The 26,448-nt window shown below is 46.6% G+C and carries 29 protein-coding genes and 2 pseudogenes; 17 read left to right on the forward strand and 14 right to left on the reverse strand.

The window, feature by feature from the left end:
- Positions 1 to 6 precede the first annotated feature (6 nt).
- The gene (gene ettA, locus E7746_RS05660; RefSeq protein WP_136410141.1) at positions 7 to 1,692 is read left to right on the forward strand and encodes an energy-dependent translational throttle protein EttA; all 1,686 of its coding nucleotides are present in this window, start codon (positions 7 to 9) and stop codon (positions 1,690 to 1,692) included.
- A 72-nt stretch (positions 1,693 to 1,764) separates the two neighbouring features.
- Here ettA and E7746_RS05665 read toward each other — a convergent pair whose 3' ends face one another.
- The 6 genes from E7746_RS05665 to E7746_RS05690 all read right to left on the reverse strand — a co-directional run bounded on the left by E7746_RS05665 (position 1,765) and on the right by E7746_RS05690 (position 6,567).
- Entirely contained in the window at positions 1,765 to 2,400 is a 636-nt protein-coding gene (locus E7746_RS05665) for a SanA/YdcF family protein (RefSeq protein WP_238337343.1), read from the reverse strand.
- Between the two features lie 142 nt (positions 2,401 to 2,542).
- Positions 2,543 to 2,743, reverse strand: coding sequence for a HepT-like ribonuclease domain-containing protein (locus E7746_RS15220; protein WP_347280447.1), 201 nt, complete (start codon positions 2,741 to 2,743; stop codon positions 2,543 to 2,545).
- Between the two features lie 127 nt (positions 2,744 to 2,870).
- Positions 2,871 to 3,173: a nucleotidyltransferase family protein gene (locus tag E7746_RS05675; RefSeq protein WP_136410142.1), complete on the reverse strand. Its 303-nt coding sequence runs from the start codon at positions 3,171 to 3,173 to the stop codon at positions 2,871 to 2,873.
- Between the two features lie 712 nt (positions 3,174 to 3,885).
- A complete protein-coding gene (locus tag E7746_RS05680; protein ID WP_136410143.1) occupies positions 3,886 to 4,338 on the reverse strand; it encodes a hypothetical protein in 453 nt (150 codons plus the stop codon).
- Between the two features lie 11 nt (positions 4,339 to 4,349).
- Complete coding sequence (locus tag E7746_RS05685) at positions 4,350 to 4,652, reverse strand: hypothetical protein (protein WP_168184309.1); 303 nt, start codon at positions 4,650 to 4,652, stop codon at positions 4,350 to 4,352.
- Between the two features lie 502 nt (positions 4,653 to 5,154).
- Positions 5,155 to 6,567, reverse strand: coding sequence for a retropepsin-like aspartic protease (locus E7746_RS05690; RefSeq protein WP_168184310.1), 1,413 nt, complete (start codon positions 6,565 to 6,567; stop codon positions 5,155 to 5,157).
- A 217-nt stretch (positions 6,568 to 6,784) separates the two neighbouring features.
- Here E7746_RS05690 and bla point away from each other — a divergent pair, with 217 nt between their 5' ends.
- Positions 6,785 to 8,290, forward strand: a complete 1,506-nt coding sequence (bla, locus tag E7746_RS15080) for a class A beta-lactamase (RefSeq protein WP_168184311.1) — start codon at positions 6,785 to 6,787, stop codon at positions 8,288 to 8,290.
- A 103-nt stretch (positions 8,291 to 8,393) separates the two neighbouring features.
- Positions 8,394 to 8,933: a flavodoxin family protein gene (locus E7746_RS05700; RefSeq protein ID WP_136410146.1), complete on the forward strand. Its 540-nt coding sequence runs from the start codon at positions 8,394 to 8,396 to the stop codon at positions 8,931 to 8,933.
- Between the two features lie 322 nt (positions 8,934 to 9,255).
- Here E7746_RS05700 and E7746_RS05705 read toward each other — a convergent pair whose 3' ends face one another.
- Positions 9,256 to 9,720, reverse strand: coding sequence for a helix-turn-helix domain-containing protein (locus E7746_RS05705; protein ID WP_136410147.1), 465 nt, complete (start codon positions 9,718 to 9,720; stop codon positions 9,256 to 9,258).
- A gap of 162 nt (positions 9,721 to 9,882) precedes the next feature.
- Between E7746_RS05705 and E7746_RS05710 the strand changes: the two genes are divergently transcribed.
- The 9 genes and pseudogenes from E7746_RS05710 to E7746_RS05755 all read left to right on the forward strand — a co-directional run bounded on the left by E7746_RS05710 (position 9,883) and on the right by E7746_RS05755 (position 18,239).
- Entirely contained in the window at positions 9,883 to 10,074 is a 192-nt protein-coding gene (locus E7746_RS05710) for a hypothetical protein (RefSeq protein ID WP_136410148.1), read from the forward strand.
- A gap of 16 nt (positions 10,075 to 10,090) precedes the next feature.
- Positions 10,091 to 10,360 carry a hypothetical protein gene (locus tag E7746_RS15225; protein WP_136410149.1) on the forward strand — a complete coding sequence of 90 codons (270 nt, stop codon included), beginning with the start codon at positions 10,091 to 10,093 and terminating at the stop codon, positions 10,358 to 10,360.
- 16 nt (positions 10,361 to 10,376) lie between these two features.
- Positions 10,377 to 10,628, forward strand: a complete 252-nt coding sequence (locus E7746_RS05720) for a hypothetical protein (protein WP_136410150.1) — start codon at positions 10,377 to 10,379, stop codon at positions 10,626 to 10,628.
- A 196-nt stretch (positions 10,629 to 10,824) separates the two neighbouring features.
- Positions 10,825 to 14,121: pseudogene (gene dnaG, locus E7746_RS05730) on the forward strand (DNA primase).
- A 422-nt stretch (positions 14,122 to 14,543) separates the two neighbouring features.
- On the forward strand, positions 14,544 to 14,894 hold the full coding sequence (locus tag E7746_RS05735; protein WP_136410151.1) for a DUF488 domain-containing protein: 351 nt from the start codon (positions 14,544 to 14,546) through the stop codon (positions 14,892 to 14,894).
- A gap of 22 nt (positions 14,895 to 14,916) precedes the next feature.
- The gene (gene hcp, locus E7746_RS05740) at positions 14,917 to 16,587 is read left to right on the forward strand and encodes a hydroxylamine reductase (protein WP_136410152.1); all 1,671 of its coding nucleotides are present in this window, start codon (positions 14,917 to 14,919) and stop codon (positions 16,585 to 16,587) included.
- Between the two features lie 5 nt (positions 16,588 to 16,592).
- The gene (locus E7746_RS05745) at positions 16,593 to 17,015 is read left to right on the forward strand and encodes a hypothetical protein (protein WP_136410153.1); all 423 of its coding nucleotides are present in this window, start codon (positions 16,593 to 16,595) and stop codon (positions 17,013 to 17,015) included.
- Positions 17,016 to 17,204: 189 nt separating this feature from the next.
- Positions 17,205 to 17,444: a cupin domain-containing protein gene (locus E7746_RS05750; protein WP_136408861.1), complete on the forward strand. Its 240-nt coding sequence runs from the start codon at positions 17,205 to 17,207 to the stop codon at positions 17,442 to 17,444.
- Positions 17,445 to 17,993: 549 nt separating this feature from the next.
- Positions 17,994 to 18,239 carry a helix-turn-helix domain-containing protein gene (locus E7746_RS05755; RefSeq protein WP_136410154.1) on the forward strand — a complete coding sequence of 82 codons (246 nt, stop codon included), beginning with the start codon at positions 17,994 to 17,996 and terminating at the stop codon, positions 18,237 to 18,239.
- A gap of 16 nt (positions 18,240 to 18,255) precedes the next feature.
- On the opposite strand, the gene E7746_RS05760 is transcribed toward E7746_RS05755, so the two are convergent.
- From E7746_RS05760 to E7746_RS05780, 5 genes are all read right to left on the reverse strand, one after another.
- The gene (locus E7746_RS05760; protein ID WP_136410155.1) at positions 18,256 to 18,636 is read right to left on the reverse strand and encodes a hypothetical protein; all 381 of its coding nucleotides are present in this window, start codon (positions 18,634 to 18,636) and stop codon (positions 18,256 to 18,258) included.
- A 106-nt stretch (positions 18,637 to 18,742) separates the two neighbouring features.
- Entirely contained in the window at positions 18,743 to 19,120 is a 378-nt protein-coding gene (locus E7746_RS05765; protein ID WP_136410156.1) for a hypothetical protein, read from the reverse strand.
- 55 nt (positions 19,121 to 19,175) lie between these two features.
- Entirely contained in the window at positions 19,176 to 19,538 is a 363-nt protein-coding gene (locus tag E7746_RS05770) for a hypothetical protein (RefSeq protein WP_136410157.1), read from the reverse strand.
- Positions 19,539 to 19,549: 11 nt separating this feature from the next.
- Positions 19,550 to 19,867 (reverse strand): sulfide:quinone reductase, encoded by a 318-nt coding sequence (locus E7746_RS05775; protein ID WP_238337345.1) that lies wholly within the window; start codon positions 19,865 to 19,867, stop codon positions 19,550 to 19,552.
- 11 nt (positions 19,868 to 19,878) lie between these two features.
- Positions 19,879 to 20,073: a hypothetical protein gene (locus E7746_RS05780; RefSeq protein ID WP_136410158.1), complete on the reverse strand. Its 195-nt coding sequence runs from the start codon at positions 20,071 to 20,073 to the stop codon at positions 19,879 to 19,881.
- A 374-nt stretch (positions 20,074 to 20,447) separates the two neighbouring features.
- On the opposite strand from E7746_RS05780, the gene E7746_RS05785 reads away from it, so the two are divergent.
- The 5 genes from E7746_RS05785 to E7746_RS05805 all read left to right on the forward strand — a co-directional run bounded on the left by E7746_RS05785 (position 20,448) and on the right by E7746_RS05805 (position 24,047).
- Positions 20,448 to 20,678 (forward strand): helix-turn-helix transcriptional regulator, encoded by a 231-nt coding sequence (locus E7746_RS05785; RefSeq protein ID WP_136410159.1) that lies wholly within the window; start codon positions 20,448 to 20,450, stop codon positions 20,676 to 20,678.
- Complete coding sequence (locus E7746_RS05790; protein ID WP_136410160.1) at positions 20,665 to 22,143, forward strand: RNA-binding domain-containing protein; 1,479 nt, start codon at positions 20,665 to 20,667, stop codon at positions 22,141 to 22,143. Before E7746_RS05785 ends, E7746_RS05790 begins: the two co-directional genes overlap by 14 nt.
- 15 nt (positions 22,144 to 22,158) lie before the next feature.
- Entirely contained in the window at positions 22,159 to 22,974 is an 816-nt protein-coding gene (locus E7746_RS05795) for a YqiA/YcfP family alpha/beta fold hydrolase (RefSeq protein WP_238337346.1), read from the forward strand.
- Positions 22,971 to 23,453, forward strand: a complete 483-nt coding sequence (locus E7746_RS05800) for a pyridoxamine 5'-phosphate oxidase family protein (RefSeq protein WP_238337347.1) — start codon at positions 22,971 to 22,973, stop codon at positions 23,451 to 23,453. Before E7746_RS05795 ends, E7746_RS05800 begins: the two co-directional genes overlap by 4 nt.
- A gap of 351 nt (positions 23,454 to 23,804) precedes the next feature.
- Positions 23,805 to 24,047: a hypothetical protein gene (locus E7746_RS05805; RefSeq protein WP_136410162.1), complete on the forward strand. Its 243-nt coding sequence runs from the start codon at positions 23,805 to 23,807 to the stop codon at positions 24,045 to 24,047.
- A 22-nt stretch (positions 24,048 to 24,069) separates the two neighbouring features.
- Here the strand turns inward: E7746_RS05805 and istB are convergent, their stop codons facing one another.
- Both istB and istA read right to left on the reverse strand, forming a co-directional pair.
- Positions 24,070 to 24,846 (reverse strand): IS21-like element helper ATPase IstB, encoded by a 777-nt coding sequence (gene istB, locus E7746_RS05810; protein ID WP_136410163.1) that lies wholly within the window; start codon positions 24,844 to 24,846, stop codon positions 24,070 to 24,072.
- Positions 24,830 to 26,420, reverse strand: a pseudogene (gene istA, locus E7746_RS05815) (IS21 family transposase). The gene istB and the pseudogene istA overlap by 17 nt, the downstream one beginning before the upstream one ends.
- Positions 26,421 to 26,448 lie beyond the last annotated feature (28 nt).

A 26,448-nucleotide genomic window follows, 5' to 3' on the forward strand; every position in this document is an offset into this window, starting at 1 on the left:
AACGACATGGCTGACGATAAGAAAATTATCTTCTCGATGGTGGGAGTGAGCAAAATCTATCCCCCTCAAAAACAAGTTTTAAAGAACATATATCTGTCATTTTTCTATGGCGCAAAGATAGGAATCATAGGTCTTAACGGTTCCGGTAAGTCATCGCTGCTCAAGATAATCGCCGGCCTCGACAAGAGCTATCAGGGCGAAGTTGTATTCTCGCCGGGATATTCGGTGGGATACCTTGAACAGGATCCGCAACTCGATCCCGACAAGACGGTTATCGAGGTTGTTCGCGAAGGCGTTCAGCCCATAATGGATCTGCTTGCCGAATTTGACAAGGTGAACGAGGCATTTGGCGATCCCGATGTGCTTGACGACCCAGACAAGATGGACGCACTCATTGCCCGTCAGTCGGAATTGCAGGACAAGCTTGACGCCGCCGATGCATGGAATATCGACTCTAAGCTTGAGCGTGCAATGGATGCGCTTCAGTGTCCGCCCGACGATCAGGTTATCAAGACCCTTTCGGGAGGTGAGCGCCGTCGTGTGGCTTTGTGTAGCCTTTTATTGCAGCAGCCTGATGTGCTGTTGCTTGACGAGCCTACCAACCACCTCGATGCCGAGTCGATCGACTGGCTCGAGCAGCATCTGCAGCAATATCCCGGTACGGTAATCGCCATTACCCACGACCGTTACTTCCTCGACCATGTTGCAGGATGGATTCTTGAGCTTGATCGTGGCGAAGGAATACCCTGGAAGGGCAACTACTCTTCATGGCTTGAGCAGAAGACAAAGCGCATGGCTCAGGAGGAGAAGCAGGCCAGCAAGCGTCGCAAGACTCTTGAGCGCGAGCTTGAATGGGTGCGCATGGCTCCCAAAGCACGACAGGCCAAAGGAAAGGCCCGACTCAACTCCTACGACCGACTACTCAACGAAGACCAAAAGGCACGCGAGGAGCGTCTTGAGATATTCATTCCCAACGGCCCGCGTCTTGGTCAGAAAGTGATCGAGGCTACATCACTTGCCAAGGCATTCGGAAAGAAGCGCCTGTTCAACGATCTGAGCTTCTCGCTTCCGCCCAACGGCATAGTCGGTGTAATCGGCCCTAACGGCGCCGGCAAGACTACCCTATTCCGTCTTATCATGGGTCAGGAAACGCCCGATAACGGAACATTTGATGTGGGTGAAACTGTCAAAATAGCCTATGTCGACCAGACTCACCATGACCTGCTGCCTGAAAAGACAGTCTATGAAGTGATTTCGCAAGGCACCGAAACATTCCGTATGGGAGGTCGCGATGTCAACGCACGAGCCTATCTGTCGAAGTTTAACTTCACGGGAGCCGACCAGGAGAAGAAGATCGGTGTGCTTTCGGGAGGCGAACGCAACCGATTGCATCTCGCCATGGCGTTGAAGGAGGAAGGTAATGTGCTGTTGCTCGACGAGCCTACCAACGACATCGATGTCAACACGCTTCGTGCCCTTGAGGAAGGTCTTGACGACTTTGCCGGATGTGCGGTGGTTGTCAGCCACGACCGCTGGTTCCTCGATAGAATATGCACCCACATTCTGTCGTTTGAAGGCGAAGGCAATGTAGTGTTCTACGAAGGCTCCTACTCCGACTATGAAGAGTACAAGAAAGCCCGCAACGGAGGCAAAGAACCGCCTCGCCGCCGCTATCGCAAGCTGATGGAGTAATATCCGTATCAATCAACATAAAAATACGACCGTCGACACCCCGTCAACGGTCGTATTTTATTTTATATCATTTCAAGAGGCTTTTCCAGTGTAAATGTCGATGAACATCTTGACGCGGGCAAGGTATTCACGAAGTGTATTTTTTATCTGACTGTGGACTATTGGCGATGGATTGGCGTTATATCCTATAGCATGTATGCAATATTTTTCAGCGAGATATATAGCGCGTTCATTATGATATTTCTGTGAAATCAGTGTCAAACTGTCAAGCCCATAAACCTGTTTTGCTTTTGCAATAGAATTGAGAGTTCGTGTACCCTCATAATCCAATATTATTCTATCTGCCGGAACACCTCTTACTATAAGAGAATCGAGGATGGCTTGCGGTTCGTCACATCCGTTATCTTCTGTTTGAGTGTAGTCGCCGCCACTGGCGATTATATAGTCAACTTTACCGGCCTTATATAATTCTTCAGCAGCTTTTACACGATTGTCAAAGTTGTAGTTGTGAGCTCCCCCGGGAGTGATTGGCGATGTAGCCAAAAATAGCCCCACTTTATTATAAGGAATCTCTGTTGCATCAGAGTACAATCTGCCATCCGCATTTTTCTCCACAATGGAAAAGCATGTAATAGTAACCGCTACGCCGCCAATAAGCATAGCGACAATGCTTAAAATAGCTATTTTATATTTCCTATTTATTTTCATATCAATCAATTATTGAAATGTCATACTTATATTGAGTTCCTTTCTGACAAGTCCTAATAAGTATATTGTCTTTATGTATTTCATCATCAATCCAATAATCTTTATTATCTCCAAGCTTGAAAAGCCTATACTTTCCACTTCTTCATCCATTCAAGAGAGCTTCTATTTCCTGTTTGAGTAATGGCATATGGTTAACTACAATACCCCAAAGGATGTCTGGTTTCAAAGAGTCATAGGCATGGATTACAAAGTTTCTTGTATCCACTACCTTTCTTGATGCTGTGATTGGAAGATTGGGATTAATTCTCAAAGCTTGGTTCATAGCCTCTCTCATTATCTCAATGTTCCTTTCAACACATCTTCATATGGTGTCATTGCAGAAAGTGGCATATTCATTTGGTCTGTCCTCCAAGAATGACTCTATCTCCAAGATTGAAGAAAGAATGTCTGACAGATATTTCTGTAATTTCCTATCCATAAATCAGATGTTTTGTTTCTTCAAGTTCCTCCTTGAAATAAGGGTTCTTAACTGCTGACTCATCAACTAAATCCACATCCCTTCCAAATAAGGCTTTCAAGGCATAGTAGAATTCAAAATAGTTGTCAGCATAAGTATTATGGTCTATTTCAGAATTAAAGTCCACAAGGATGTCAACATCGCTCTGCTCATTGAATTTTTGGGTAAGTATAGGCCCAAAGGTATATAACTTCCTCACCTTGTACTTCCGGCACAAGGCAAAAAGCTTCTTTATGTTGTCATTGATGAGGTGCATACTATTTCTTCTATATGATTACAAAGTTAATGATTTCAGTTGGATAAATGTTCAGACCAAGTCAAAATCTGTATTTCATAGCATGAATTTATATCCGGAATCCTGGTCATCTCAAAAGCAAGATTAAAAATGAGAATATCGTGATTTTAATTATTTTTTTCAGCTTCATATCTATTTTATTATTGAGACATCAAAATTATATTGAATATTTCAGTTCCTATTAAAATTCATTATTTATTTCCACGGAGAATAAGGCGTATGCTTTTTGGCATCATTATAATCTAATCCCATCTTCATGATATGACAACAATTTTAATTTTTTTAGTCTAAAATGAAATGAATTAAGTCTGTTAAATAATACAACCATCTGAAATATGGTTTAATTGTATAATAACGTATACCGCAATGTTCAATGGTAAATGGTGCATAAAAAATAAATATTAGAAAACTCAACAAATATATTATTATTTCTGTACGCCTAATTGTCTTATTTGTTATGTGATTAGATCTTGGAAAATTTAAGCATATTATCATAACCACAATTAAAAACAATAGATCATAAGTTGATAATCCATCTAATCCATATAATAAATAGCAGTATGCTCCGGTGTGATGATCATAAGACTCAACTGATAGACATATTATAATAAAAAAACGTATTTAATTATACCTATCATTACGGGGTTGTATTGTAAATTCATAACTATATAATTTACTGGTTATTAAATTTCGACATTCCACTAATGATTATTGAAATGTCGTACTTATATTTAGTTCCTTTCTGACAAGTCCTAATAAGTATATTGTCTTTATGTATTTCATCATCAATCCAATAACCTCCATTCTCTACAAGCTTGAAAAGCCTGTGCTTTCCACTATTTAGAATTATGACAGCCCAATATCCATCCCTATTTTCAGGCATGAATTTCACTACAACTTTCTGTATCTGATACTTTTCAAATGCAGAAAAGGGTCTGATTTTTATAACAGTCCATTCTTCAGGGAGATAAGCATTCTTCCTATTGAGGATGTTCTTAATCCATTCAAGCCTTTCACTGAAATTAATAAAATATCCTCTCCGGTATACCATTATCAATGGAACAACTAAGTAGCATATTCCAATGCCTATTAGAGCTACAATTATATTCGGGGCATCTTCATCCATACATTTAGTATTTACGGATTAAATCCTCGGCCTATCACAGTATTCTGTTCGTATGTGTCAATTTTTCCAGATACTTCTACAGTTCCGTCTATATCAACAGTACCATGCAGAAAATCTACCACGCAATATCTATTTCTATCAGCCAACTCTATTGAGATAATAATAAGAGTAAGTGCAATGACTGTTAGAATGAATTTCATATAAAGATTCTCAATTTGTATGATGCGTTTCAATAATTGCTTTGAGTTATATAAAAGTGACATATCTCTCATGCTTGAGATTATTGAAATATATTCGGAGCATCCTTCATCCATTATAATTATACTTCTATCCTATAAATGTCTTTCTCACCCTCTTTGCTAAGAGTAAGAATCTGTGCCTCCTGAAGATTTATTTCTGCATTTTCAGAAAGCATATTATTCAGTAAGGGTATGTATGATGATACTTATTGCTATTCTGAAGGTATCGCCAAACACTTATAATCAAGCAAATAAGAAAAGCCCACACCTATTTAGATGCAAGCATTTCCTTTATACTGCGATGATTATATCTGTTAAATTGGCGATTTTTCAGAATACATCAAGTAAAAAGTGAAACACTCTTTTTAATATGTCTTGGTTAATAATTTTATTTCATTGGCTATTATCGTTTTTGTTTATATTGCAAATATAGATAATCGACAGGATATAAGCAAAATATTATAAGCGGAATAAAACTATTGTTTTGAGCATATTCACCCGACACGAGCGTGAGCTACATCTTATTAACAAGTGAAAATGTCGAAATTGGACATTTAATTATTTAAGGGAGCTACGGTTATAGATCGGGGTTGTCCACTGAATAGGGGTAGATGAGTTGCTTTGTCACGCCAAAGAGGAGCATGCCTACCGCTTGCCAGTCAGTATATTCCGGCTTATGATTATATTTTATTTTCGATGCATTAAGGTTAAGCTCATCCGATTTCTTGACGGGCATTGCAGTCAATGTCATGTCGACCATATTGAATCGTATGCGGTCGAAAAGGATTATAGATTGCAAACCGAGATTACAGTCAACATCATCGGCAAACATGGGTATTGAACTATTGTCGCCGCACACAAAAATAGATTGACCGCGTACTTGGCTATTCCCGAGTTTGATAAGCGGATTCTCAAGGTTGAAACCCTCTATCTTAATCCATCCGCCAAGCCCCGCCTGCCGTATAGTATCGGGAACAGAATGTGACAATACATAATCCTTATTACGCTTATAGAACGAAGGCATCAATATGCCGGTGGATGCATCGCCGGTATCAAGATTGAAAAGCAACGGACGCCCGTCGACACCACCTTTGACCAACAGATTCATCTGGGAAGAAAAACACATATTTGACTGTTTGTCACTACGCACCGCAGCCTCTCGTGGTATTGATATGGAGCGCTTTATAAAATCCACAGTCAAATCCTTAATCGCCAACATCAGTTCGCTTCCAACTATTAGTTCAAGATGCGATAAATAATTGTCGGCCTCCCGGTTTCCGGTTGACATGTCGACAACATAAAATGGCACATCGGTCAGCGTGACATTTCCGAGAACGAGCTCCTTTGCAATTGCAAGGCGAGCCGACTTTCGCCCTACGCCCATTACGTTTACATCGGATTCCTGATAAATGAGTCCGCACAATCGGGCAATAGAATCATTGACTATGTTTACTCCCGCACCGGTGTCAAAAGTTGGCTTGACATCATGACCGTTGACTTGGCATCGCTCAAGTTCGATGGCCAATCCAGGTTTCTCAGTGCGACCTACTTGTGTCAACTTAAACGGGATAACACCTTCGTCGCCATCTATCGACATTGCATAGGGTTGATATGTCGACAATTCCCTATATTTTGATTCATAGCTACGCATGGTCATGACCGCCACAGAGTCAAGATATTGTAACGACTGTTCAATAACTTGCGACATCAGCGATGCGGCCTCCTTATTCTTTCCCACCCGGCTTAAATCCATCGCCCACATAACCGAAGAACTGAGATAGTTATTAAGGTCCAGCGACTCATTATAATTATTGAACAGCTCCTCAAACGCCGGGATTGAAACATCGGGGCGGTTAAGACGGTTGCCTATGAGGCAACGTGAGAACACCTCCAAAAACGGATTTATCGAATCCTTAGGTGTGGACTCATATATCGAATCAAGGCCAAACCAATCGGACGCGTTCATGGCATTGGCAATGCGTTCATCCACCGATTGTGAATTTGCCGATATTGAAGCTACAAGCCCTATTGTTAAGATGATAAGCCATTTATGAAACATCATGCAAGGAGATCGCATTAGAGCGAATGCACAAATCTAACATTTTTCATCTTCACAACCTAATTTGTTGTTAAAAAAACATCTTTCAGTTGATTTATTGCGAGGAAACGATTAATTTTGAGCATCAATCAAGCTATCACATTATCACATGAATAATAAGAGGAACATAATATTTCGCAGAATAGGATTATCGTTGGCTACATTTGCAGTCGTCGTCACCCTATTCACCATCATTGCCAATATTGTGGTTGAACGCAGCACACGCGACCGAATATATGACGACATTGATGCCCTGCCGCACAATCGCGTGGCCCTACTGCTCGGAACTTCGCCGCTTAACCGTTACGGCACACCTAACTCCTACTTCACCAACCGCATCAATACTGCGGTAGAGCTGTTCCGTCAAGGAAAGATTGATTACATAATCGTGAGCGGCGACAACCACACACGACAATATGACGAAACGACGGCCATGAAGGACTCACTCATGGCTCACGGAATTCCCGAGGATGCAATCGTGCCTGATTATGCCGGATTCCGCACTCTCGACTCAGTGGTAAGAGCAAAGGAGGTCTTCGGCTGCGACTCATTGACAATAATATCACAGGCCGACCATAACGCACGTGCCCTCTATCTTGCTGAGAAAAGCGGCATCAAGGCAGTGGCTATAGCTGCGCCCCTGCGTGCCGGACGGCTGGTGAGAGTGCGGCTTGCATTGCGTGAATGGCTCGCCCGTGACAAGATGATGCTTGATCTGCTTGTAGGGAAACGACCGCATTTTCTCGGCGAAAAAATCGAAATCCCACAATCGCCATCAAATCCCTACGCTCCGCTAAAGGAGAAGCTTACCCAATACATAGCCGATAAAAATGCCCGAATCGGAATTGCACTACTTGTCAACGGCCGGTATTCGGTATCGGTCAACGGCGATGACGCATTTCCAATGTTGAGCGTTTATAAATTCCCAATCGCCATGGCCGTGGCCGAATATTGCCGAATGCGTGACATCGACTTCTCGGATTCATGCCTCGTTACAGCCGGCGATTTACATCGCGACACCTACAGCCCCATGCTGCAGAAATATGCCGAAGTCGACACCGCGTCAATCACATTTGATGAATTGCTGACCTATGCCCTTCAGCAAAGCGACAACAATGCATCGGACATTTTGCTTAACCGCATAGGCGGAGCCACTTCAGCCAATGAATATGTATCGGGAATCGGAATAGAAGGCGTTACAATCAAATGGAGCGAAGACGACATGCACATCGATATGTCGCGATGCTACGAAAATTCAGCAACCCCTCTAGCCATGGCCAAACTGATGTGGACATTTGACTTCCAATGTAACGACACGCTGTCGAAACGCATAAAGCAATTGATGGAGTCATGCGAAACCGGTCAGGGACGATTGGCCAAGCCTTTGATTGAAGCCAATGCGGTAATAGGACACAAGACGGGAACCGGTTTCGTAAATCCCGATGGTAGCCTCATGGCTGTAAACGATGCGGGATACGTGCATCTTCCCGACGGAACACGCTACAGCATAGCAGTGTTTATCGCCGACTCACACTACGACATGGAGCATACCGAGGATATAATTGCCGACATTTCGGAAATGACAGCAAAGTTCATAACCAACGCGAATCAATAAGCGATTATTGAACTTCTCAACAAACAAAAAGGTTAGGCTCACCGAAGCCATTTCGGCGACACTTTATATATGATTTTACAGACCAACAATTTATAATTTCATCATGAAGAATATACTCATTATCTCATCAAGCCTGCGCCTGAACAGCAACTCCGAAGCTCTTGCCAATGAATTTGCACGTGGAGCCGTAGATGCGGGTCACAATGTAGAGTTTGTGTCACTTCGCGGAAAAGACATAAGATTCTGTCGCGGATGCCTTGCCTGTCAGGCGACACAACAGTGTGTAATCAATGACGACAGCCGTCAGATAGTAGCCCGAATGCATGACGCTGACATAATTGTCTATGCAACGCCAATCTACTATTACGAAATGAGCGGACAACTTAAAACGCTTCTTGACCGAGCCAATCCACTATATACATCCGACTATCGATTTCGCGACATATATGTGCTGACAAGCGCAGCCGAGGACGAAGAGGATGTTCCGTCGCGCGCCGTTGCGGGAATTACAGGATGGATCGATTGCTTCGAGAATGCACGACTTGCAGGCAGCGTTTTTGCCGGCGGAGTATCGGGCCCCGGCGAAATGACCAACCACCCGGCAATGCAGCAAGCCTACACCCTCGGAAACAGCATAAAGTAACGCCACAACCGCCAACCAGGCTCTAAACATCGCTCTAAACACGGGTTGAAAAACTCTAAACTATTTCTAAACATTTCCGTTCATACTGCACATGGGATGTGTCGTTATGTACGTAAAAAATAGGCGATAACCCCTTTTTCATCAAGGGCTTATCGCCTATCTATCTGATTGTCAGAATATTCCGATTATCCCTCAATTGCAGCCTGGGCCATTAGTATATGGCACACAATCTTAATGACTTAACCTGTATTGGTAAACAATTGGTAAACAATTTTTGACCGTTTACAGATTGGCTGCAATGTCGGTGTATAGTAGTTTTAATTCATTGATTTACACGTTGTTTGTATATGTTGATTAACTCGTTTTTATCATCGAGCTGCGATTTGAGTTGAGAAATCTGATCCTTCAGACCATTTATCTGGTCGATAAGAAGGGTCTTACTCTCCTCCATGCCCTCGATTTTCAGCTTTTGCTGCTCTATGATGGAGGCAAGAGCGGCATCTCCTATATTATTCATGGCATTGCCGTCACCCAAGGCAACAGCAGCCATGTAAGCATAGACATTATTGGGAATATCGCAATATAATGAAAAGAAATTGAAGTCAAGGACACGGCTGATCTTAATGAGCTTTGCCGTGTCTATGGACGCCTTTTCAAATATACGATTGACATGTTGCTGAGGAACCCCTATGAGCCGTCCGAATTCGGATTTGCTCATATTAAGCTCCTCTCTGCGCTTGTCAATCTCCTGTCCGATATGGACCTCTTTCAGTTGAATATTAAACATTAAACATTAAACAGCGAATATTTCCTAATTAGCTATCATAATATTTGTTTATCTAAACCAAAATGCTGTACTTTACGTTACAAGAACAGCGATTGATTCTAATCGCAAAATTAGTCATTAATCCTCAAACAACCAAATATTAAACAAGATTTTTAAGGAACTATGAATGAGAACACCCAGAAAATCCGCCCCACATTGGTGGAAATGAAAGGTGGCGATACCGCCACATTCCCCATCGCTCGGCTAAAGAGCGTTCGCACTCAGGCTTCAGAACTCGGAGCAATTTATAATCGTCAGTTTACGACAAAAACGAATCGTGCTGCACAGACTATTGAAGTCCGTCGCATGGCTTGACTAAAGACAGACTACTATGGCATTACTTCAATTTCTTGACCATCTCATTCCGTATGAGACGTTCCTTAACGATTTGGCTTCCCGAGTAGTCGCATTGCTAAAAAACGACAATGACGACCCGGAATACCTGAGCCAGAGAAAAGCATACGAGGTATTTGGCAGACGCAACGTAGAGCGTTGGAGACGTCAGGGTAAAATAGAGCCGATAAAAAGACCCGGAAAGGTTGAATATCGCACTTGCGAGTTGCGTATGCTACAGAGAACTGTTCAGGATTATCTTGACTAAATAACCAGTTGTGGGTATGGGGCAACACATTAATGATGTAAAACACCGCGATGCCAACCAACTTTGTGCATATCTCGATCTGCTCTCGGAACGACAGAGGGTTAAATTTGTGACAGAGGTTGTCGAGGCTACCGGTGTCAACCGCAGGACATTCTTCAACTGGAAGTACATGTGCTGCCGTATTCCTGAGTGGGCGAAGACCGCTATGGGAAAGGTGGCCGGGCAGTCGATATTTCTCGACGAGCTTCCAATAATCAGTGTGACATGAGAGAATTACCACCGACTTGCAATCCGGCTGGGGTGTATTGTGTGAAAAGAGCCTGTGCGGAACTTGGAATCAGCCGTAAGACCCTCCGTAGATACAGATTGCTCGGATTGATTAGTCCAATCAATCCCGATAACAAACAAAGACCGAAATATTCCGGGCAGTCAATCATCGACTGCTGGAATCTACATGCCAAATTATGATAAGCGACAAGACTATCCAAAGAGTCCGCGATCTGGACATAGCCGATGTGCTGAAACCTTATGTGAATCTCAGGAGGAGCGGGGCTTCGCTTATCGGTTCATGTCCGTTTCATACCGATAACAAGCCGTCATTTTCAGTTTCTCCGGTCAAAAAGCTATTTCACTGTTTCAGTTGCCAGCGGGGAGGTGATGCCATCAGCTTCATCATGGAAAAGGAGAACCTTACATTCATCGAGGCAGTAAGGAAGATTGCCAATGATAACAATATCCCCATTGAGGAGAGCGAAGCCGCCGGAACAGAGGAAGACAGAGCCGATGCCAGGCATCGTGAGTCCATGCTTGCTGCGCTGGATATTATACAGAAATTTTTTGTTGACTCCATCCGTGTTAACATGACGGATGAGTCGCGTAAAGCAGTTGAATATCTCAAATTCCGCTGGTCAGAAGATTTTTACAGCATAGCCGGAATCGGTTATGCTCCTAAGAACGAAAGGGGATTTATGGAATACTGCCGACGGAAAGCTATTCCGGAGGATATTCTGTTTGAATTGGGTATGTATTCACGCGGCAAGGACGGAAGTATATATGCGACATTCCGCCAGCGTATAATGATACCCATCCGCAACAGGTGGGGCCGGATCATAGCATATACCGCGAGATACATTGGCGACAAAGTAAATGTTCCAAAATACATCAATTCCCCTACATCACTTATATACGAGAAGGGAGAGACATTGTTCGGCATTGACCGGGCTTCCCGTAACCGCCAGTCAGAATATGTTATCATAGTCGAAGGCGCATCCGACACTCTGCGTATGCAGTCAATCGGATATGATAACACGGTCGCGCCACTCGGCACGGCTATGACCGACAGCCAGTTTGAACAACTGAAGAGAATAACCGAATCGGTATGTTTTATCCCGGACTCGGATGTTGCCGACAACAAGCCATACGGCCCGGGCTTCGAGGCTGTGATGGCAAACGGAGTCACGGCACTTAAAAAGGGCCTTCATGTGACAGTCAGGGAACTTCCATTCAGCGAAGTACCTATGACTGAACAGGATTTGTCGGAACTATATCCTGACGGTGTCCCGGTAAACGCACCGCGAATGAAACCCGGCAAGAACGACGCTGACAGCTTTATCCTCATGCCGGAGGATTATTTATCTTTGAAAGAAAAGCATTTCATAGTTTGGCTTGGCGAAAAACGGTTCTTTCAGGCAGGTTCCATGATGGAGGAAAGAAATGTCGTATCGGAAATAGCCACCCTGCTGCGCTATGTCAGGGATCAGCTTGTGTTCGACCAGTGCATAGAACAACTGTCAAAGATACACGGCAAAGCCAAACAGTGGCGTGATGCCGTCAACATAGTCAGAAATGAAGCCCGGAAGCAGCATGAGAAGCTATCTGCCATGGACGAGCAACAGCGTGATGTGGAGCTGCTGCGTCAGTTCGGGCAGTTTATCCGCGACAACTGCTACTATTCCATCGGTGATGAAGAAGATGAACCTGTACGGTTGTCCAACTTCATCATGGAACCGCTGTTCCACATAGCCGATGAAGTCAACGGCACGAGACTTTTCAAACTAAGGAATATAGCCAATGAGACCGTTGATATAGAACTTCGTGAATCAGAGATGTGTTCCCTCACCAAGTTCCAGCAGAGGACCGCCTCCCTGGGCTATTTCATGTGGAAAGCGAAAATAGACAAACTCAACCGTGTAAAGGAATACATATATAAAAAGACCGATACGGCACAGAGGATAAGGAAACTTGGATGGGATAGCCAGAGGGAGTTCTTCGCTTTTGGTAACGGACTGTATGACGGTGGAGTATTCCGTACTGTGGATAATCTCGGCATTGTCAGGGGCGCCGACGGCAAGGCATACTATATACCGGCGACATCGAAGATGTACCGAGATAATGACGAGATATACCAGTTTGAACGACTGATGATACATGAGAACCGCAATGGTATCAAACTGTATGATTTCGCAGCAATGCTCATAGAGGTGTATGGAGAACAGGCACGGATTGCGATATGCTACCTTCTCGCTACTCTTTTTCGAGACATTATCTACCGTCAGACAAGGCATTTCCCGATTCTCAATCTCTTCGGTGAGAAAGGTACCGGCAAGACCTCGCTCGCTACCTGCCTCCAGCCATTCTTTTTGCATGGAATAGATCCGCCCAATATGAGCGTGACATCCATTCCGGCGATGAACGACAGGGTTTCGCAGGCAGTCGATACCCTTGTGGTGTTCGACGAGTATAAGAATGACCTCGATGATATAAAGATTGGCTTCCTCAAAGGACTCTGGGGAGGCGGCGGTCAAACAAAGAAGAACACCAATACGGACGGCATGGCTGCACAGACCATAGTATCCACCGGGGTTATTGTCTGCGGTTAGGACAAACCTACCACGGACATGGCACTCTATACCCGTCTGGTATATCTCGCTTTCTCGAAAGTGTCATTCTCGTTTCAGGAGAAGAAAAAATACGAAGACCTTATATCCACCGCCAATCTCGGACTCACACATCTGACATTACAACTGCTGGATCACCGGGATTTGTTTGCCGACAACTTCAGGGAAGTATATTCGGCAGTCAAAAAAGAATTTTCATCAAAGCTTTCTGAAGAGAAAATCCATGACCGTATATTCGGCAACTGGGTCATCATACTTGCAGCCTACAGGACACTTGAAACAGCCATTGAGTTGCCGTTCAGTTACAGCGAACTGTTTGAGACGGCATTGAAAGGCGTACGCAATCAGAATGAATACGCCAAGGAAAGCTCCGAGGTGTCTGATTTCTGGAATGCGCTACAAGGGTATCAGACATCAGGCAGATGTATCGAGAAGGCACATTTCAGAATAAAGTATCAGAGAACGTTCAGAGCCATCAACTCCAAGAACGAGATAGAGTTCAAGGAAGCCCGCCCGATACTGTATCTCAACACGGCTGCCGTGGCGGAACTGTTCCGTGGACGCTCCAATAACCCGACATCGAGCCGTTCCAACTGGTCGACGATATTATCATACCTAAAGTCGCATGAATCTTATCTCGGCACCAAGCAGGACAGATTTGTCATTCTCAATCAGAATGCCGTTCCGGAAGTCATAATGCAGGAGGATAACGGACAGCAGGTACGAAGAGTAAAGTATAATCGCCCCAAGGCATTGTGCTTCGATTACCAGATGCTTAAAGATGAATTAAGCCTCGATCTTGAAACCGAGATTATGGACGATGACGAAGATACCTCCGATGACATACCGGAGAACGACACATAAGATACCCACTCACAGAAAATAGAAAAGGAGCCTGTAAATGGCCTCCTTTTCTATATTGAATATCCGGGCTTGGCAGTCCGATGAACTACAAGGGCATTACAGCGGCCGACTCCGGTAATGCAAGGCTTTCGGGAAAAATACCGGAGCGAAGCGAGGATGATTTTTCCCGAAACCGCAAGGCCCGGCCTTGCAGTCCGAAAGAGGCGGACGCTAATTTTGCCCGGTAGTTTCTTCGGGTCTGTCAGCCAGACTATTCCTCTCGACCCTGTTTCATGCAGTCATTTTTCAATGAGGTTCTACTAATATCAAGTTTTGTTGTATGCTTTGTTTCAAATATAATTCAATCCTCATTATTAATTATGAACCATACAGCGGATACAGGTGTTGAAATTGAATAGTAAATATATGTAATATTACAGTTTATGACACAATATCAATTAAAACGGGCTTACGAACCCGCTTCTCCGGAAGACGGCTTCAGGGTATATATAGACAGACTTTGGCCGAGAGGTCTCTCTCACGAGACTTTCCATTATGATTTGTGGGATAAGGATATCGCGCCGTCCACAGAACTCCGCGAATGGCTTCATGCGGATCCCGATAACCGATGGTCTGAATTTGAGACTCGATATTCCAAAGAACTGGAGACCAGCCCTTCGTTTGTGGCATTGCGACATCTTCTTGCACAGAAATCTGTAGTGACATTACTTTATTCGTCTCATGATGAACGACATAACAATGCCATTGTGGTTTACAACTTATTGACAAAATAATCTCTTAACATATCCTCCACTTATGAAAATGTTCTGTTACCAGTGCCAGGAGACCGCACGCGGCAAAGGCTGCGAGATACAAGGTGTATGCGGAAAGAAACCAGAAACGTCTGCAAGAATGGATCAGCTGCTTTACATCGCCCGTGGTATGGCCATCGTAAACCGACAGTTGCGAGAGAAAGGCGCATCAAGCAAGGATGCATCCCGGTTCATCGTCGACGCACTGTTCACCACCATTACCAACGCGAACTTCAACAATGATATGCTCGACGGCTATATCTCAAAAGCCCTCGACCTGAAAAACGAACTCGAAGGAGAGTCGAAAAAGCGCGGCATGGAGCCTCCTTTCATGCCTGAGGTGTCGTATCATATCCCAAAGGAGGAATATGGCGTACATGAGGTAATCGAACACAGCGGCACTCTTGAAGAAGAAATCACAAGTGTGCTCCATGACAAGAACCCGAATATAAGAGGTCTCAAGCAGCTTGCCATGTACGGCTGCAAGGGTATGGCAGCCTATGCCCGCCACGCCTGTAACCTCGGTTATGAGGACGAAGACATATATGTCGTGATAGAGAACGCCCTTGCCGAGATAAGCCGTCCTGACATAAGCGTGGATGAGCTGTTTTCGCTCGTGCTCAATGTGGGTGACGGGGGTGTCAAGGCTATGGCTCTGCTTGACAAGGCAAACACATCGACCTACGGCAATCCAGAAATCACAAAGGTAAACATCGGAGTAAGGAACCGTCCGGGCATACTCGTGAGCGGTCACGACCTCAAGGATCTTGAGGAACTGCTCGAACAGTCAGCAGGCAAAGGGGTTGACATCTACACCCACTCGGAGATGCTCCCTGCCCAGAGCTATCCTTTCTTCAAGAAATTCCCCCACTTTGCAGGTAACTACGGCAACGCATGGTGGCGGCAGATTGACGAGTTCGAGACATTCAACGGCATGTTCCTCTTCACCTCCAACTGCATCGTGCCCCCGCGTCCGAAAACCACCTACATGGACCGCGTCTACACGACCGGTGTCGTCGGAATGCCCGGCACACATTTTATCCCAGAGGGGAAGGACGGCAAAAAGGATTTTTCTGAAATCATAGAGCGGGCGCAGACATGCCAGCCGCCGACAGAGATAGAGCGCGGTGAGATTGTCGCCGGATTCGCCCATAACCAGGTGCTTGCTTTGGCGCCTAAGATTATCGACCTCATCAAAAGCGGTAAAATCCGCAAGTTTGTGGTCATGGCAGGCTGTGACGGCAGAATGCCCTCTCGCAAATACTATACGGAATTTGCGGAAAGGCTTCCTAAAGACTGCGTGATTCTCACCGCAGGCTGTGCCAAATACCGCTACAACAAGCTTCCGCTCGGTGATATCGAGGGTGTTCCGCGCGTGCTCGATGCCGGACAGTGTAACGACTCCTATTCGCTCGTCGTGATTGCCAATGCTCTCAAGGACGCTTTCGACCTGGAGAGTGTCAACGATCTGCCGATTGTCTACAACATCGCATGGTATGAGCAGAAGGCGGTGATTGTGCTTCTGGCCCTGTTGAGCCTCGGAGTGAAGAATATCCACACCGGCCCGACGCTGCCGGCGTTTTTCACCCCCGAAATTCTGAAAGTGCTTCAGGAGAAGTTCAATATAGGTACCATCGCCACCGTTGACGAAGATTTGGCTACCCTTATCGGTTGAAAGAAATGGACGGTCAGAATGTGAATCGATTTATCCATAAATATGTGATAGCGGCGGCGCACGCCATCCTTTGGCTGGCAGCGCTGTCTCTTGCCGCATATTTCCATCTTGACCACGGATATTCGGCTGCCGAGGCGCTTCTCGGCTCCACGCTCATGGCATATTGTGCATATGTCTGTGAGTCCGGACTGTGCACATGGCGCGTGGCGGCCGCTGCCGGTGATGTTAGGATTGATTTCAGGAAGGCCGGATTGTGGGGATGGATTATCGTGAACATAGCGGTAGCAATAACCCTGTCATTGCTTTTTCTGAAATACCCCGAATGGTGGATATTGCTCCTCATCATACTTAACGCCGGATGGCAGAAATATATGAACGGGCGAATACCCCCGCGTTTGCAGGAAACCTTCCAGTCTGTAAAGCTATGAAAATATCATCCGAACTGTTCCTCTGCCTCGGGCTTGTCTTTGCCGCTTTATATTTTCTGATATTCGGTATCGGCTTTGTCATCACTATGAAGATTCGCAAAAAAAGAAACCTCTAAATAAATTTACGACATGTTCAGATTAAAAGACAGAATTCCATACGCTGACGGCTCCATAGCGAAGGAGATTGTCATGCAGAACCATAGCGGGCTTTCGCTCCTTATGGCAGTTGACAAGGGACTTGAGATTCCCACACATACGGCTAATGCCGACGTGCTCGTCCAGGTAATAGATGGGAGCATGGAGTTCAACATTGAGGATAAAGTACTTGAGTTGAAAGAGGGTGATGCGCTCACTATGACACCGGGTGTGAAACATTCCTTAAAGGCTACGGAACGGTTCAAGGTTCTTGTCACAAAGCTCAACGCATGAGCACGGCATCGTTCGGTCTTCAGGCATCCTGAGGGTATGGATTCCCCGGATGCCTTTTCTTTTTGAAACATCTATATTCGGAATATCAGACACATATGTTTCGGGATAGTCAACGTTGAAAAGTCATAATGTGCTACATAATAGACAATTGTCCTATAAAGTATGCGTTGACAAAGGTTGACAAAAGTAGTCATTTTGAAAATCCATCGAAAAATTATAGTCAATGGTTGACACTTTTCACTCTATATATTTATATTCTTTTGTTAGAGAAAAATAGATAAGATATAGTAATAAAGGGAGTTACAGGCAGTGACTGACAATGTTCAGTGGAGCCTTAGTCAGTGTCAACGTTGACTATACCCAAATATACCGGTTCCACAATCTCCGGACAGTTATTCTCTTCCCGACAGCATGGATTAGGCAGGAGGTAAACCATTATCCCCACAAGTAAACCAAATGCCTCTTAATGCCCCAAACCGCAGATTGTGAGGCACATAAATAAGCAGTAACTTTGCAGTACCGAACCAATCTTCATCACATCATGTACTTATGGATTGCCGAAAACACACAGTTGAGATTGTATCGGAACAACTCTACACCGTAGCGTATGCCTCCAGATACCTCGGTGTCCACCGATGCACAATCTACGATTACATCAAGCATCCGGAGCGACCATTGAGGTTCTTCCATTCCCCGGATGAGAGAAGGCTACTGTTCAGAGGAGCAGACCTGATAGCCTACAAAGAAGCGGGCCTTCCGAAGAAGGGTAGAAAACGTAAGACTGGAAAACAGTAACGACCTTTATCTATCTTCAGTTCCAGCGGTACCACGGAAAGTTGAGAAGTTTATCGCCTTGCTCTGCGATTTCGGAAAGGTCTAAGGCGAGAAGCCAAGCACGGGTGCGGATGTCATCCATGTCTGTCACTGCTTGAAAATACCGCGACGGGGATAAGTCACCGGATATTTCAAGCCACTCGCCGGCATAACGCTCGGGGTCGAGCACATCGACAAAGAAGATGATCTCGTCTACGAGTGTGCCGACAAGTCCATCGGTAAGCTCGGCGGTGAAGCTGAACTGCAAGCCGCCGAGCGTCTGCCGATGAAAATCGCAGAAGAAGCCGCCCTCACTATCAGTTATCGAGACCTGCCAGCCATTCTTGACTGCTATCTTAATTATATCACTATGTAACATGCCTACTTACTCGTTTTTCATAAATTAATTGGGTACAATTCCGCGCACTCAGACCTGCCATGTCCGTGATGGATATGGCAGGTCGCTTTGTGGACTTAAAGGGCAATCAGTATTCTTCGGGAACCTCCATTTCCTTTATAGCGTCCAAAAGTTCCCCTATCATCTTCTCGGTGGCTTCCATATCTTCAAGCACGGATCTCATTCTGTAAGGAGCGCCGTTTCTGCCATGTCCCGACTGGTCAAGCCAGATATATGTCTCGGAGTCAACATCAAATCCCTCATAGTAATTGTCGATGTCCTCGATAAGAGAGTTGATGTTGGCGCATTTCATTGTGGCGTTGAAAGAAAAGTCACGTCCGGCAGGGCTGTACTTGCCAAACTCAAACTCACTTTTCTGCTCCTTGTAGATGATGCCCGCTTCCACGTGCCAGCCTTTGGCTTCGGCACATGCAACCACCGCATCGGTCAAATCGTCGATATACATAGTCTATAGGTATTTATGTCAGCCATGGTGGAGAATGCCACGGCTGACAGATTGATTAATCCTCGAACCTTGCGAGGAACTTCTGCAAGCGGTCATCGCGTAGGTTCTTCAATGCGGTCGGCTTGAAGTCGGTCTGCTGGCGCACTTGGAGTTTGCCGTAGCCTTGTGCTGTCAGGTCGAGTTCTACACAGGAGAGTTCTTTCAGCGACACATAGCCGTATTCATCATCAAGCAAGCCTATGACTATGCCGAACAAGATAGTGTCATCGCCCTCCCTTTCGCCCTCAAGTATAAACCATCGGGCGGAGCCTATTGCGAATATTGCACGGCATATCGCTTCCTTTCCCTTGCCGTCCTGGGAGTACAGGGGGAAGCCGTTTAAGGCTTCCTCCAATTGGGGTGTCTGTAATCTGCACATATTATGATGCTTTAGTCAAATTGGAGCGTTGCGAAATCGGGGTCGAATATTAAGGCGGTCTCAATGAGGTGGCCGTATGCCTCGGCGGCGATACGTGAGGCCCACTCGTTGCGGTCATCATAAAGCCCCCTGCGGTAGTTGTGGGCCAGAGCCTTCATGTAGCCCATGAAGACCTTGAAAGCCTGCTGCTGGAGGTAGCGGTGCATGGTGGTCATTGCCATGCCGGTCTTTTCGGCGCTGCTCATCTTGCCGTTCACGAAGTTCTCGAACTCGTGGACGAAAGCCTTGTCTCCCTCGGCTATCTTCATGAAATCAATGTCTGTATTCATATCGGTTGGGGTTAGATTGTTGCCTGATTGTAGATTTGTGGTTCGGGCGACACATTATAGATATAGTCACCACAACGTACCAAAAGGCAGTCCGCTCCATAATAGAGCTTCTTCATGCCTCGGACACTTCCTGTCTTGTGGAAGTTCGGGAAGCGGTTGATGCCTACGCGCTGGCCCTCCTCGATGGTCATTTTCTTTACTCTCATATAGTTCCTTATTATTTGTGAGTTCCTAAATGTCGATCCTTTTTCCTTTTGTGAAGCTCCTATGAGCTTCCCGGTCGGGAGAACCGTTTTTCGTGCAAGTGACCACTGCGGACACGAGGGAGTATAAGGCAAGGGTGTAGGCGAGACTGTGACCGGGATACCCATTTTTTGAGGCACGATAAAAATGCGGAGGCTCACGGGTGCAGTCACCGCCGGAAAGCACGGCGACTCTTGCCGTTGCTCCCGTCCGCAGTAACTTTGCACCGAAAAAACTCTCCGACCGGAAGCGCAAAGGGACTATAGCCAAAATAAAATTTGACAGAAAGTCTTATTATTGAAAGATTTTCATTAATTTTGTGGAAAACAATCCCGCTATGGAGAATCGTCCGACCAATAGACTGAAAGTGGTACTCGCAGAGCGACGGCAGACCAACAAATGGCTTGCCGCCCAGCTTGGTGTTGACCAGACTACCGTCTCGAAATGGTGTACCAACTCCAGTCAACCCGATATATTCACATTCTCCCGAATCTGCCGTCTGCTTAATGTCAGCATGGAGGATATGATTCGCGAGGATTCAACCGTAAAGACCGATGGCAATAGATAAAAACATAATACAAAGTCTGCTCAACGATATAGAGAGCGACCGGGCTGAAAGGACTATATCCGTAAACAACACAGATAAGTTCGGTCAGGCTATATGCGCATTTGCCAATGACCTACCCAACCACGGTAAGCCTGGCTATCTGATTATCGGTGCCGATGACAAGACTGGAAAGGTTATCGGCTTGAATATTACAGATGAGCTGTTAAAAAACCTCTCCGCAATCCGTACTGACGGCAATGTCCAGCCCCAGCCGTCAATGATTGTTCAAAAGGTCGAGCTTGCCGACGGCGATGTCGCAGTTGTTGAAGTACAGCCGTCTCCATTTCCCCCGATACGATATAAGGGGCAGATATGGGTTCGTATCGGCCCGCGCAAAGGTGTCGCCAATGAGCAGGACGAGAAGATTCTGATTGAGAAGCGCAACAGTCAGGCTTTGACATACGATGCGCTTCCATGCCTGCGTGCCACGCTTGACGATATTGACATGCAGCTTTTCCTTAACGGCTATCTGCCGAAGGCGTTCCCTGCCGATGTACTAAAAGATGACAAGCGGGACATCAAGCACCAGATGCAGTCGCTCGGATTCTTCGACACCCGATTTGACTGTCCCACCAATGCCGGAATAATCATGTTCGGAAACAATGTCGAGCGTTTTCTGCCCGGTGCCTACATACAGTATGTCAAGTTCAGAGGAAAAGGCAAAGGCGGCGAGGTGGAGCGTGAGTACAAATTCTCAGGCAACCTGATGAAAGTGCTGTATCAGCTCGACACTTTCGTCGATACCACCATCACCAACAGACGCCCTGTACCTGTATCGGTTCTCCGGGAAGAGACTATCGTGGATTATCCGCATTGGGCTACAAGAGAGCTGCTTATGAATTCGATTTGTCATCGCACGTATGACTCGAATGGCCCGATACAGTTCTATCAGTATGACGACCGCATCGAGATTCTCAACCATGGTGGTCTTTATGGCAAGGCAAATGCAGACAATTTTCCGAACGTAAATGACTATCGGAATACAATCATAGCTGAGGCTCTGCGTGTCCTTGGATTTGTCAATCGTTTTAGTCGTGGAGTCCAAAGGGTTGAGAACGATCTCTTGGAAAACGGCAACGGTCAACCGGAATTTGACCTGTCTTTGGGTACAGCTTTCAAGGTCATCGAGCGCAAGGCTCATATGGATGAGACAGAAAAGGAGACAGAAAAGGAGACAGAAAAGGAGACAGAAAAGGAAACAGAAAATCCTTCATCAAAATTCTCATTATCAGAGCCCCAACGTAAAGTGTTCCATTTGCTTTGCATGAACAGCGACATAACGTATGCGGAACTGATGAGACAAACAAATCTGTCTAGAAGCTATCTATCACGAATAATCTCAGCGTTGAAAGAGCATGGTTATGTTGTACGCAAAGGAAGTGACCGCGCCGGCAACTGGGAAATCCGCAAATCACTGACTGATTAAGCCTTGATTAATGAAATGTCTATGATAAAGATAATGTTTCTTCATGGGTTCACATCAAGCGGAGATTGTGAGATTGCCGATACACTGAGAAAGGAACTGGATGGAATCGCCGAGGTGGTCGCTCCGGATATTCCGCTACATCCATACGAGGCGATGGATGTGCTTCAGGACTTGTGCGGGGAGCAACAGTTCGACCTCATTGTCGGGTCGAGCTGCGGCTCATTCTACGGCCAGCAGCTTGTGAGGTTCACAACTCTGCCGGCGATTCTTGTCAGTCCGTTCCTGAAGATGACGGAGTTTCTGGAGCCGCGCATCGGCATCCACGAATACAAGTCGCCGCGCAAGGACGGCCAACAGCAGTTTGAGATTACTCCAGAGCTTATCGCCGAGTTTGCCTGGATGGAGGCTCATCAGTTCGACTGCTACGACCCCTTCAACCGCGACCGAGTCTGGGGAATGTTCGGCTCGCAGGACACGCTCGCCCATTTTCGGAATCTGTTCACTGAATATTATCCCAAGGCAATCGACTTCGACGGCCCACACACCATGACCGCTGGAAACGTCCATCAAGACCTCGTCCCGGCAATAAAACAGATGCTCGCCGAAGTGACGCCCGTCCGCGAACGCTACTTCCGCCACTTCAAAGGCGGTAAATATCGGCTATGGCATATAGCAAAGGATTCCGAAACCCAGGAGCGCATGGTCGTCTATCAGGCTCTCTACAGCAAACACGGCTATTGGGTACGCCCCGAGCGAATGTTCTTCGAGCGCATCATTCGCGATGGCGACACCTTCCCCCGCTTTGCCGAAATCAAAAAAGAAGATCTATGAGACCGATGAGAAAAGTGCAGCGTCAGCGCGATGCCGCCTGGGCACTGCAAGTGTTCGACAAAGCGCCCTATGTCACAGTAAGCATGACTCGTCCGGACGGAACACCATACGGATTGCCTCTGTCGCTTGTAAGATGCGGCACCGACCGATTATATTTCCATTGCGCCGGAGAGGGAGAAAAGCTGGACTGTCTGAGAGCCAATCCGATAGTCAGCTTGTCGGCAGTCAGCAAGTGCACGCCCAAATTTGAAGAAGAAAAGCATAACTTCACAGAATATTTTCATTCAGCTGTGGCTGTCGGAAAAGCCGAAATAGTCGAAGACGACTCCGAGAAGATACAGGCTCTGCGTTTGCTCTGCGAACGCTTCCTCCCCAACTATATGGCTCATTTCGATGAAGCCATCGCCCGCAGCCTGTCACGCACCACCATAGTAAGGATTACCCTTACCGAACCTCCGGTCGGCAAGTGCAAGCCCTGATCGAAGCAAAAGGCAACTAGACTTCTATTTGAATTGGAACAGTGTATTCAATATCATTTTACATTTCAGTGCAAAGATTTAGCACTGGATATGGCTAATTTTGCGGTGTCCACGGACTTATGCCCTCGACATCAGCATAAAACTCGGGTGTAATGCCATCAAATTCGAGAAAATTTGTTAACTTTGCATTCTATACAACGGAATATCTGAGAAATGACCAGTCAACACAATACAAAGACATAAGGCGCGAGCCGAGAAAACTTTGAGAACCCCTTCGTAGTCGTTACAGGCTTTGGTCGGCCTTCAGATACTACGCTGGGGTTCTCTGCTTTTAATGAACCGACAAATCGCATGAAAGCGAGTGATAAACATAAACTTATTGACCGCATCAAGACCTTGGAGGGCTTGTCCCACGATGAACGCTCGGCCCTTCTTGGGCTTCTCAACGAGACCAAAACATACGGTCTTGTTTGGGAGGATAAGCCCGAGGTGGAAAAGTCGGTGCAGATTGCCCCCTGTCGGCGGGAAAAAATTGACCCCCTCGTCAAAATAAGATTGACCCCTGAAAAGTCCTGGCGGCGGGGGTCAATTTAATATTGTCGATTTTATATCCGGCTTACTTTTTAGCCTTGAGTTTTCGCATGCTTTCTCCGGAGAGTTCGATGGTATGGGCGGAGTGGACTATGCGGTCAAGGATAGCGTCAGCCACAGTCGGATCCCCCACCATGTCGTACCATGCCGAGGGCGGATACTGGGATGTGATGATTATTGATTTGCGCTCGTGCCGGTCTTCGATTATGTCCAGCAGTATGGGACGTTCCTTTGCGTCAAGAGGGACAAGGAACAGGTCGTCAAGAATCAGAAGCTGACAGCGTTCGATTTTCTTGAGTTCGGCTTCAAGGCAGTTTCTGACTTTTGCCACCTTCATGGCGCCGAGAAGTTTTGCGGCATTGCCGTACAGGGTGCGTATGCCGCGCTTGCAGGCCTCATGTCCCAGAGCGCATGCCAGGAAGCTCTTGCCGGTTCCTGCCGAACCTGTGATGAAGAGATTAGTACCCTGGCGCACGAAGTCGAGAGTGGCGAGCCGTTCCATCTGGTTACGGTCGAGGCCCCGGCTGACGGTGTAGTCGATTTCTTCCATATAGGCCTTGTAGCGGAATGACGCATTTCGGGTCAGACGTGCAATGGCGGCCTGAGCGCGCCAGTCCCATTCCCGAGCGAGCAGCATCGAGAGGAAGGAGTCCGGAGTCATCGACTGTGCTGTGGTGCCGGCGATGCTTTCGCGGAAGGCTTCGGCCATGCCGTGCATTTTCATTCGGTTCATCAGATCGAGCGAGATCTGGTTCTGGTCCTGTACTGCGGATACAGGGGCGGTTTTATTGTCTGTTTCCATTGTTGTCTTTTTTATTGTTGTTTGAGTTCCGGGCCAGGAAGTATTCACGGCCACGTATATTTTTGTGTATCAGAGAAGGAACGGGGTCCTGCGGCCGGGAGATGCTGCCGTTTTCATCCGGCAGGAAGTCTGCGTCCTCACCCAGTTCGAGCACCCGGCGCAATGCCTGGTAACCGTATTCCGCCTTCATTCCGGCACAGGCGCAGGCCGCGATGAGACGGTCGGCCCCATACTTCTTTTCAAGGGTGATTATCCCACGGCATGAGCTGAAGGACTTCGGCGGATACTGTAGGTGTCTGTCTACTTCCCGGAGATAGTCGAGCACGATGTTGTCGATCTGTCCGGCGCGTACGAACAGTTCCTCAAGGTCCTTGTCGTAAGCCCCGTAATGGCCCGGCAGGTTGTGCTCCCGTTTCCATGAGTAGGCATAGGGGATGTCGCAGCGGTTGTGAACCGCCACAAGATTATATCTCCACGGTGTCGGCGTCATAGAGAATGACCACACGTTTGCCGACATGTTCTCTGGGTACGCTGTAGTGATGCTTGGAAAGCGACACATAGCAGTTCTTTCCGACAGTCATCAGCTTGCGTTCCTTCACAGTGAAGCTCCGCTCGGGCAGCGGACGCAGCTGGTCTTTCTCCATACGGTTGAACATCTGCACTCGTGAGACGTTCCGCCCGGCCATTGTCTTTTCGTTGAAATCGAGCAACGAGATATGGATGGCGGTGTTAAGCTCGTCAAGGCTGCCGAACGTCATTCCCTCGATATCGGCATAGACGGATTTGTAAAGCAGTTTCACGGCATTCTCCACCAGGGCCTTGTCCTTGGGGTGCCGGACACGTGCCGGATATACCGCACATCCGTAATGCTCGGCAAATGCGGCGAACACTTCATTGATCACCGGCTCGTTGCGGTCGCTTCTGCTTACGGCCGCCTTGAGATTGTCCGGCACTATCGCGGCAGGAACGCCGCCGAAGTATTGCATGGCGCCCTCACATCCTTTGATGAGGTCTTCCTTGCGCTGGGACCATGCGGCCTCACAGTAAGTGTAATGACTGAAAGGCAGTATCGCGACGAACACCTCTGCTTTTTTAGTCTCGCCCGTCATGCAGTCGACCACCTCAAGGCGGTCTCCGGCAAAGTCGATGTACATCTGGTCTCCGGCATAATGCTCCACATGTCCGACCACCTTGCTTTGATGCAGGTACTGACGGAGAGCCTGCTTGAACATCGTCAGTCCATAGCCGTCAGGATAAGCAGCATGATACCGCTCGTACAGCCGTGCCTTGGACATACCCTTGCGTGTCAGCTGTTTTGCATACTCGGGAAGAAGTGCTTCAAGCTCCGTCTCACGCTCTGAAGGTTTGCTGTGTCGCACCTTCTCCTGCCCAAGCTCCTGCCGGAGTTGTTCTTCCGTCATTGCAAGAAGCTTTTCCATGGACTTGCCGCTCGACTGAAACAGACGCACATATTTGCGCGTGCTGTTGCGGGATATATGGAAAACCGCGGCAATTTCCTTTAATCCCATCCCCGACTGGTAACATCGAAGGATATTTTTTAATTTTGTAACCATAAATTTGTAATTTTAGATTTACCCCCGC

The organism is Muribaculum gordoncarteri (genome assembly GCF_004803695.1).
GTDB classification, from domain to species: Bacteria; Bacteroidota; Bacteroidia; order Bacteroidales; family Muribaculaceae; genus Muribaculum; species Muribaculum gordoncarteri.

What these genes read in the sequence shown, in the direction of transcription:
- E7746_RS05685 (WP_168184309.1), bottom strand. Translation starts at nt 4,652, where the DNA reads ATGGATGAAGGATGCTCCGAATATATTTCAATAATCTCAAGCATGAGA.
- E7746_RS05675 (WP_136410142.1), bottom strand. Translation starts at nt 3,173, where the DNA reads ATGCACCTCATCAATGACAACATAAAGAAGCTTTTTGCCTTGTGCCGG.
- E7746_RS05760 (WP_136410155.1), bottom strand. Translation starts at nt 18,636, where the DNA reads ATGTTACATAGTGATATAATTAAGATAGCAGTCAAGAATGGCTGGCAG.
- E7746_RS05680 (WP_136410143.1), bottom strand. Translation starts at nt 4,338, where the DNA reads ATGGATGAAGATGCCCCGAATATAATTGTAGCTCTAATAGGCATTGGA.
- E7746_RS05665 (WP_238337343.1), bottom strand. Translation starts at nt 2,400, where the DNA reads ATGAAAATAAATAGGAAATATAAAATAGCTATTTTAAGCATTGTCGCT.
- E7746_RS05790 (WP_136410160.1), top strand. Translation starts at nt 20,665, where the DNA reads ATGGCAATAGATAAAAACATAATACAAAGTCTGCTCAACGATATAGAG.
- E7746_RS05755 (WP_136410154.1), top strand. Translation starts at nt 17,994, where the DNA reads ATGGATTGCCGAAAACACACAGTTGAGATTGTATCGGAACAACTCTAC.
- E7746_RS05705 (WP_136410147.1), bottom strand. Translation starts at nt 9,720, where the DNA reads ATGTTTAATATTCAACTGAAAGAGGTCCATATCGGACAGGAGATTGAC.
- hcp (WP_136410152.1), top strand. Translation starts at nt 14,917, where the DNA reads ATGAAAATGTTCTGTTACCAGTGCCAGGAGACCGCACGCGGCAAAGGC.
- E7746_RS05720 (WP_136410150.1), top strand. Translation starts at nt 10,377, where the DNA reads ATGGGGCAACACATTAATGATGTAAAACACCGCGATGCCAACCAACTT.
- E7746_RS05800 (WP_238337347.1), top strand. Translation starts at nt 22,971, where the DNA reads ATGAGACCGATGAGAAAAGTGCAGCGTCAGCGCGATGCCGCCTGGGCA.
- E7746_RS05750 (WP_136408861.1), top strand. Translation starts at nt 17,205, where the DNA reads ATGCAGAACCATAGCGGGCTTTCGCTCCTTATGGCAGTTGACAAGGGA.
- E7746_RS05785 (WP_136410159.1), top strand. Translation starts at nt 20,448, where the DNA reads ATGGAGAATCGTCCGACCAATAGACTGAAAGTGGTACTCGCAGAGCGA.
- E7746_RS05775 (WP_238337345.1), bottom strand. Translation starts at nt 19,867, where the DNA reads ATGAATACAGACATTGATTTCATGAAGATAGCCGAGGGAGACAAGGCT.
- E7746_RS15225 (WP_136410149.1), top strand. Translation starts at nt 10,091, where the DNA reads ATGGCATTACTTCAATTTCTTGACCATCTCATTCCGTATGAGACGTTC.
- E7746_RS05710 (WP_136410148.1), top strand. Translation starts at nt 9,883, where the DNA reads ATGAATGAGAACACCCAGAAAATCCGCCCCACATTGGTGGAAATGAAA.
- bla (WP_168184311.1), top strand. Translation starts at nt 6,785, where the DNA reads ATGAATAATAAGAGGAACATAATATTTCGCAGAATAGGATTATCGTTG.
- E7746_RS05735 (WP_136410151.1), top strand. Translation starts at nt 14,544, where the DNA reads ATGACACAATATCAATTAAAACGGGCTTACGAACCCGCTTCTCCGGAA.
- E7746_RS05805 (WP_136410162.1), top strand. Translation starts at nt 23,805, where the DNA reads ATGAAAGCGAGTGATAAACATAAACTTATTGACCGCATCAAGACCTTG.
- E7746_RS05770 (WP_136410157.1), bottom strand. Translation starts at nt 19,538, where the DNA reads ATGTGCAGATTACAGACACCCCAATTGGAGGAAGCCTTAAACGGCTTC.
- istB (WP_136410163.1), bottom strand. Translation starts at nt 24,846, where the DNA reads ATGGAAACAGACAATAAAACCGCCCCTGTATCCGCAGTACAGGACCAG.
- E7746_RS05780 (WP_136410158.1), bottom strand. Translation starts at nt 20,073, where the DNA reads ATGAGAGTAAAGAAAATGACCATCGAGGAGGGCCAGCGCGTAGGCATC.
- E7746_RS05795 (WP_238337346.1), top strand. Translation starts at nt 22,159, where the DNA reads ATGTCTATGATAAAGATAATGTTTCTTCATGGGTTCACATCAAGCGGA.
- E7746_RS05700 (WP_136410146.1), top strand. Translation starts at nt 8,394, where the DNA reads ATGAAGAATATACTCATTATCTCATCAAGCCTGCGCCTGAACAGCAAC.
- E7746_RS05745 (WP_136410153.1), top strand. Translation starts at nt 16,593, where the DNA reads ATGGACGGTCAGAATGTGAATCGATTTATCCATAAATATGTGATAGCG.
- E7746_RS05765 (WP_136410156.1), bottom strand. Translation starts at nt 19,120, where the DNA reads ATGTATATCGACGATTTGACCGATGCGGTGGTTGCATGTGCCGAAGCC.
- ettA (WP_136410141.1), top strand. Translation starts at nt 7, where the DNA reads ATGGCTGACGATAAGAAAATTATCTTCTCGATGGTGGGAGTGAGCAAA.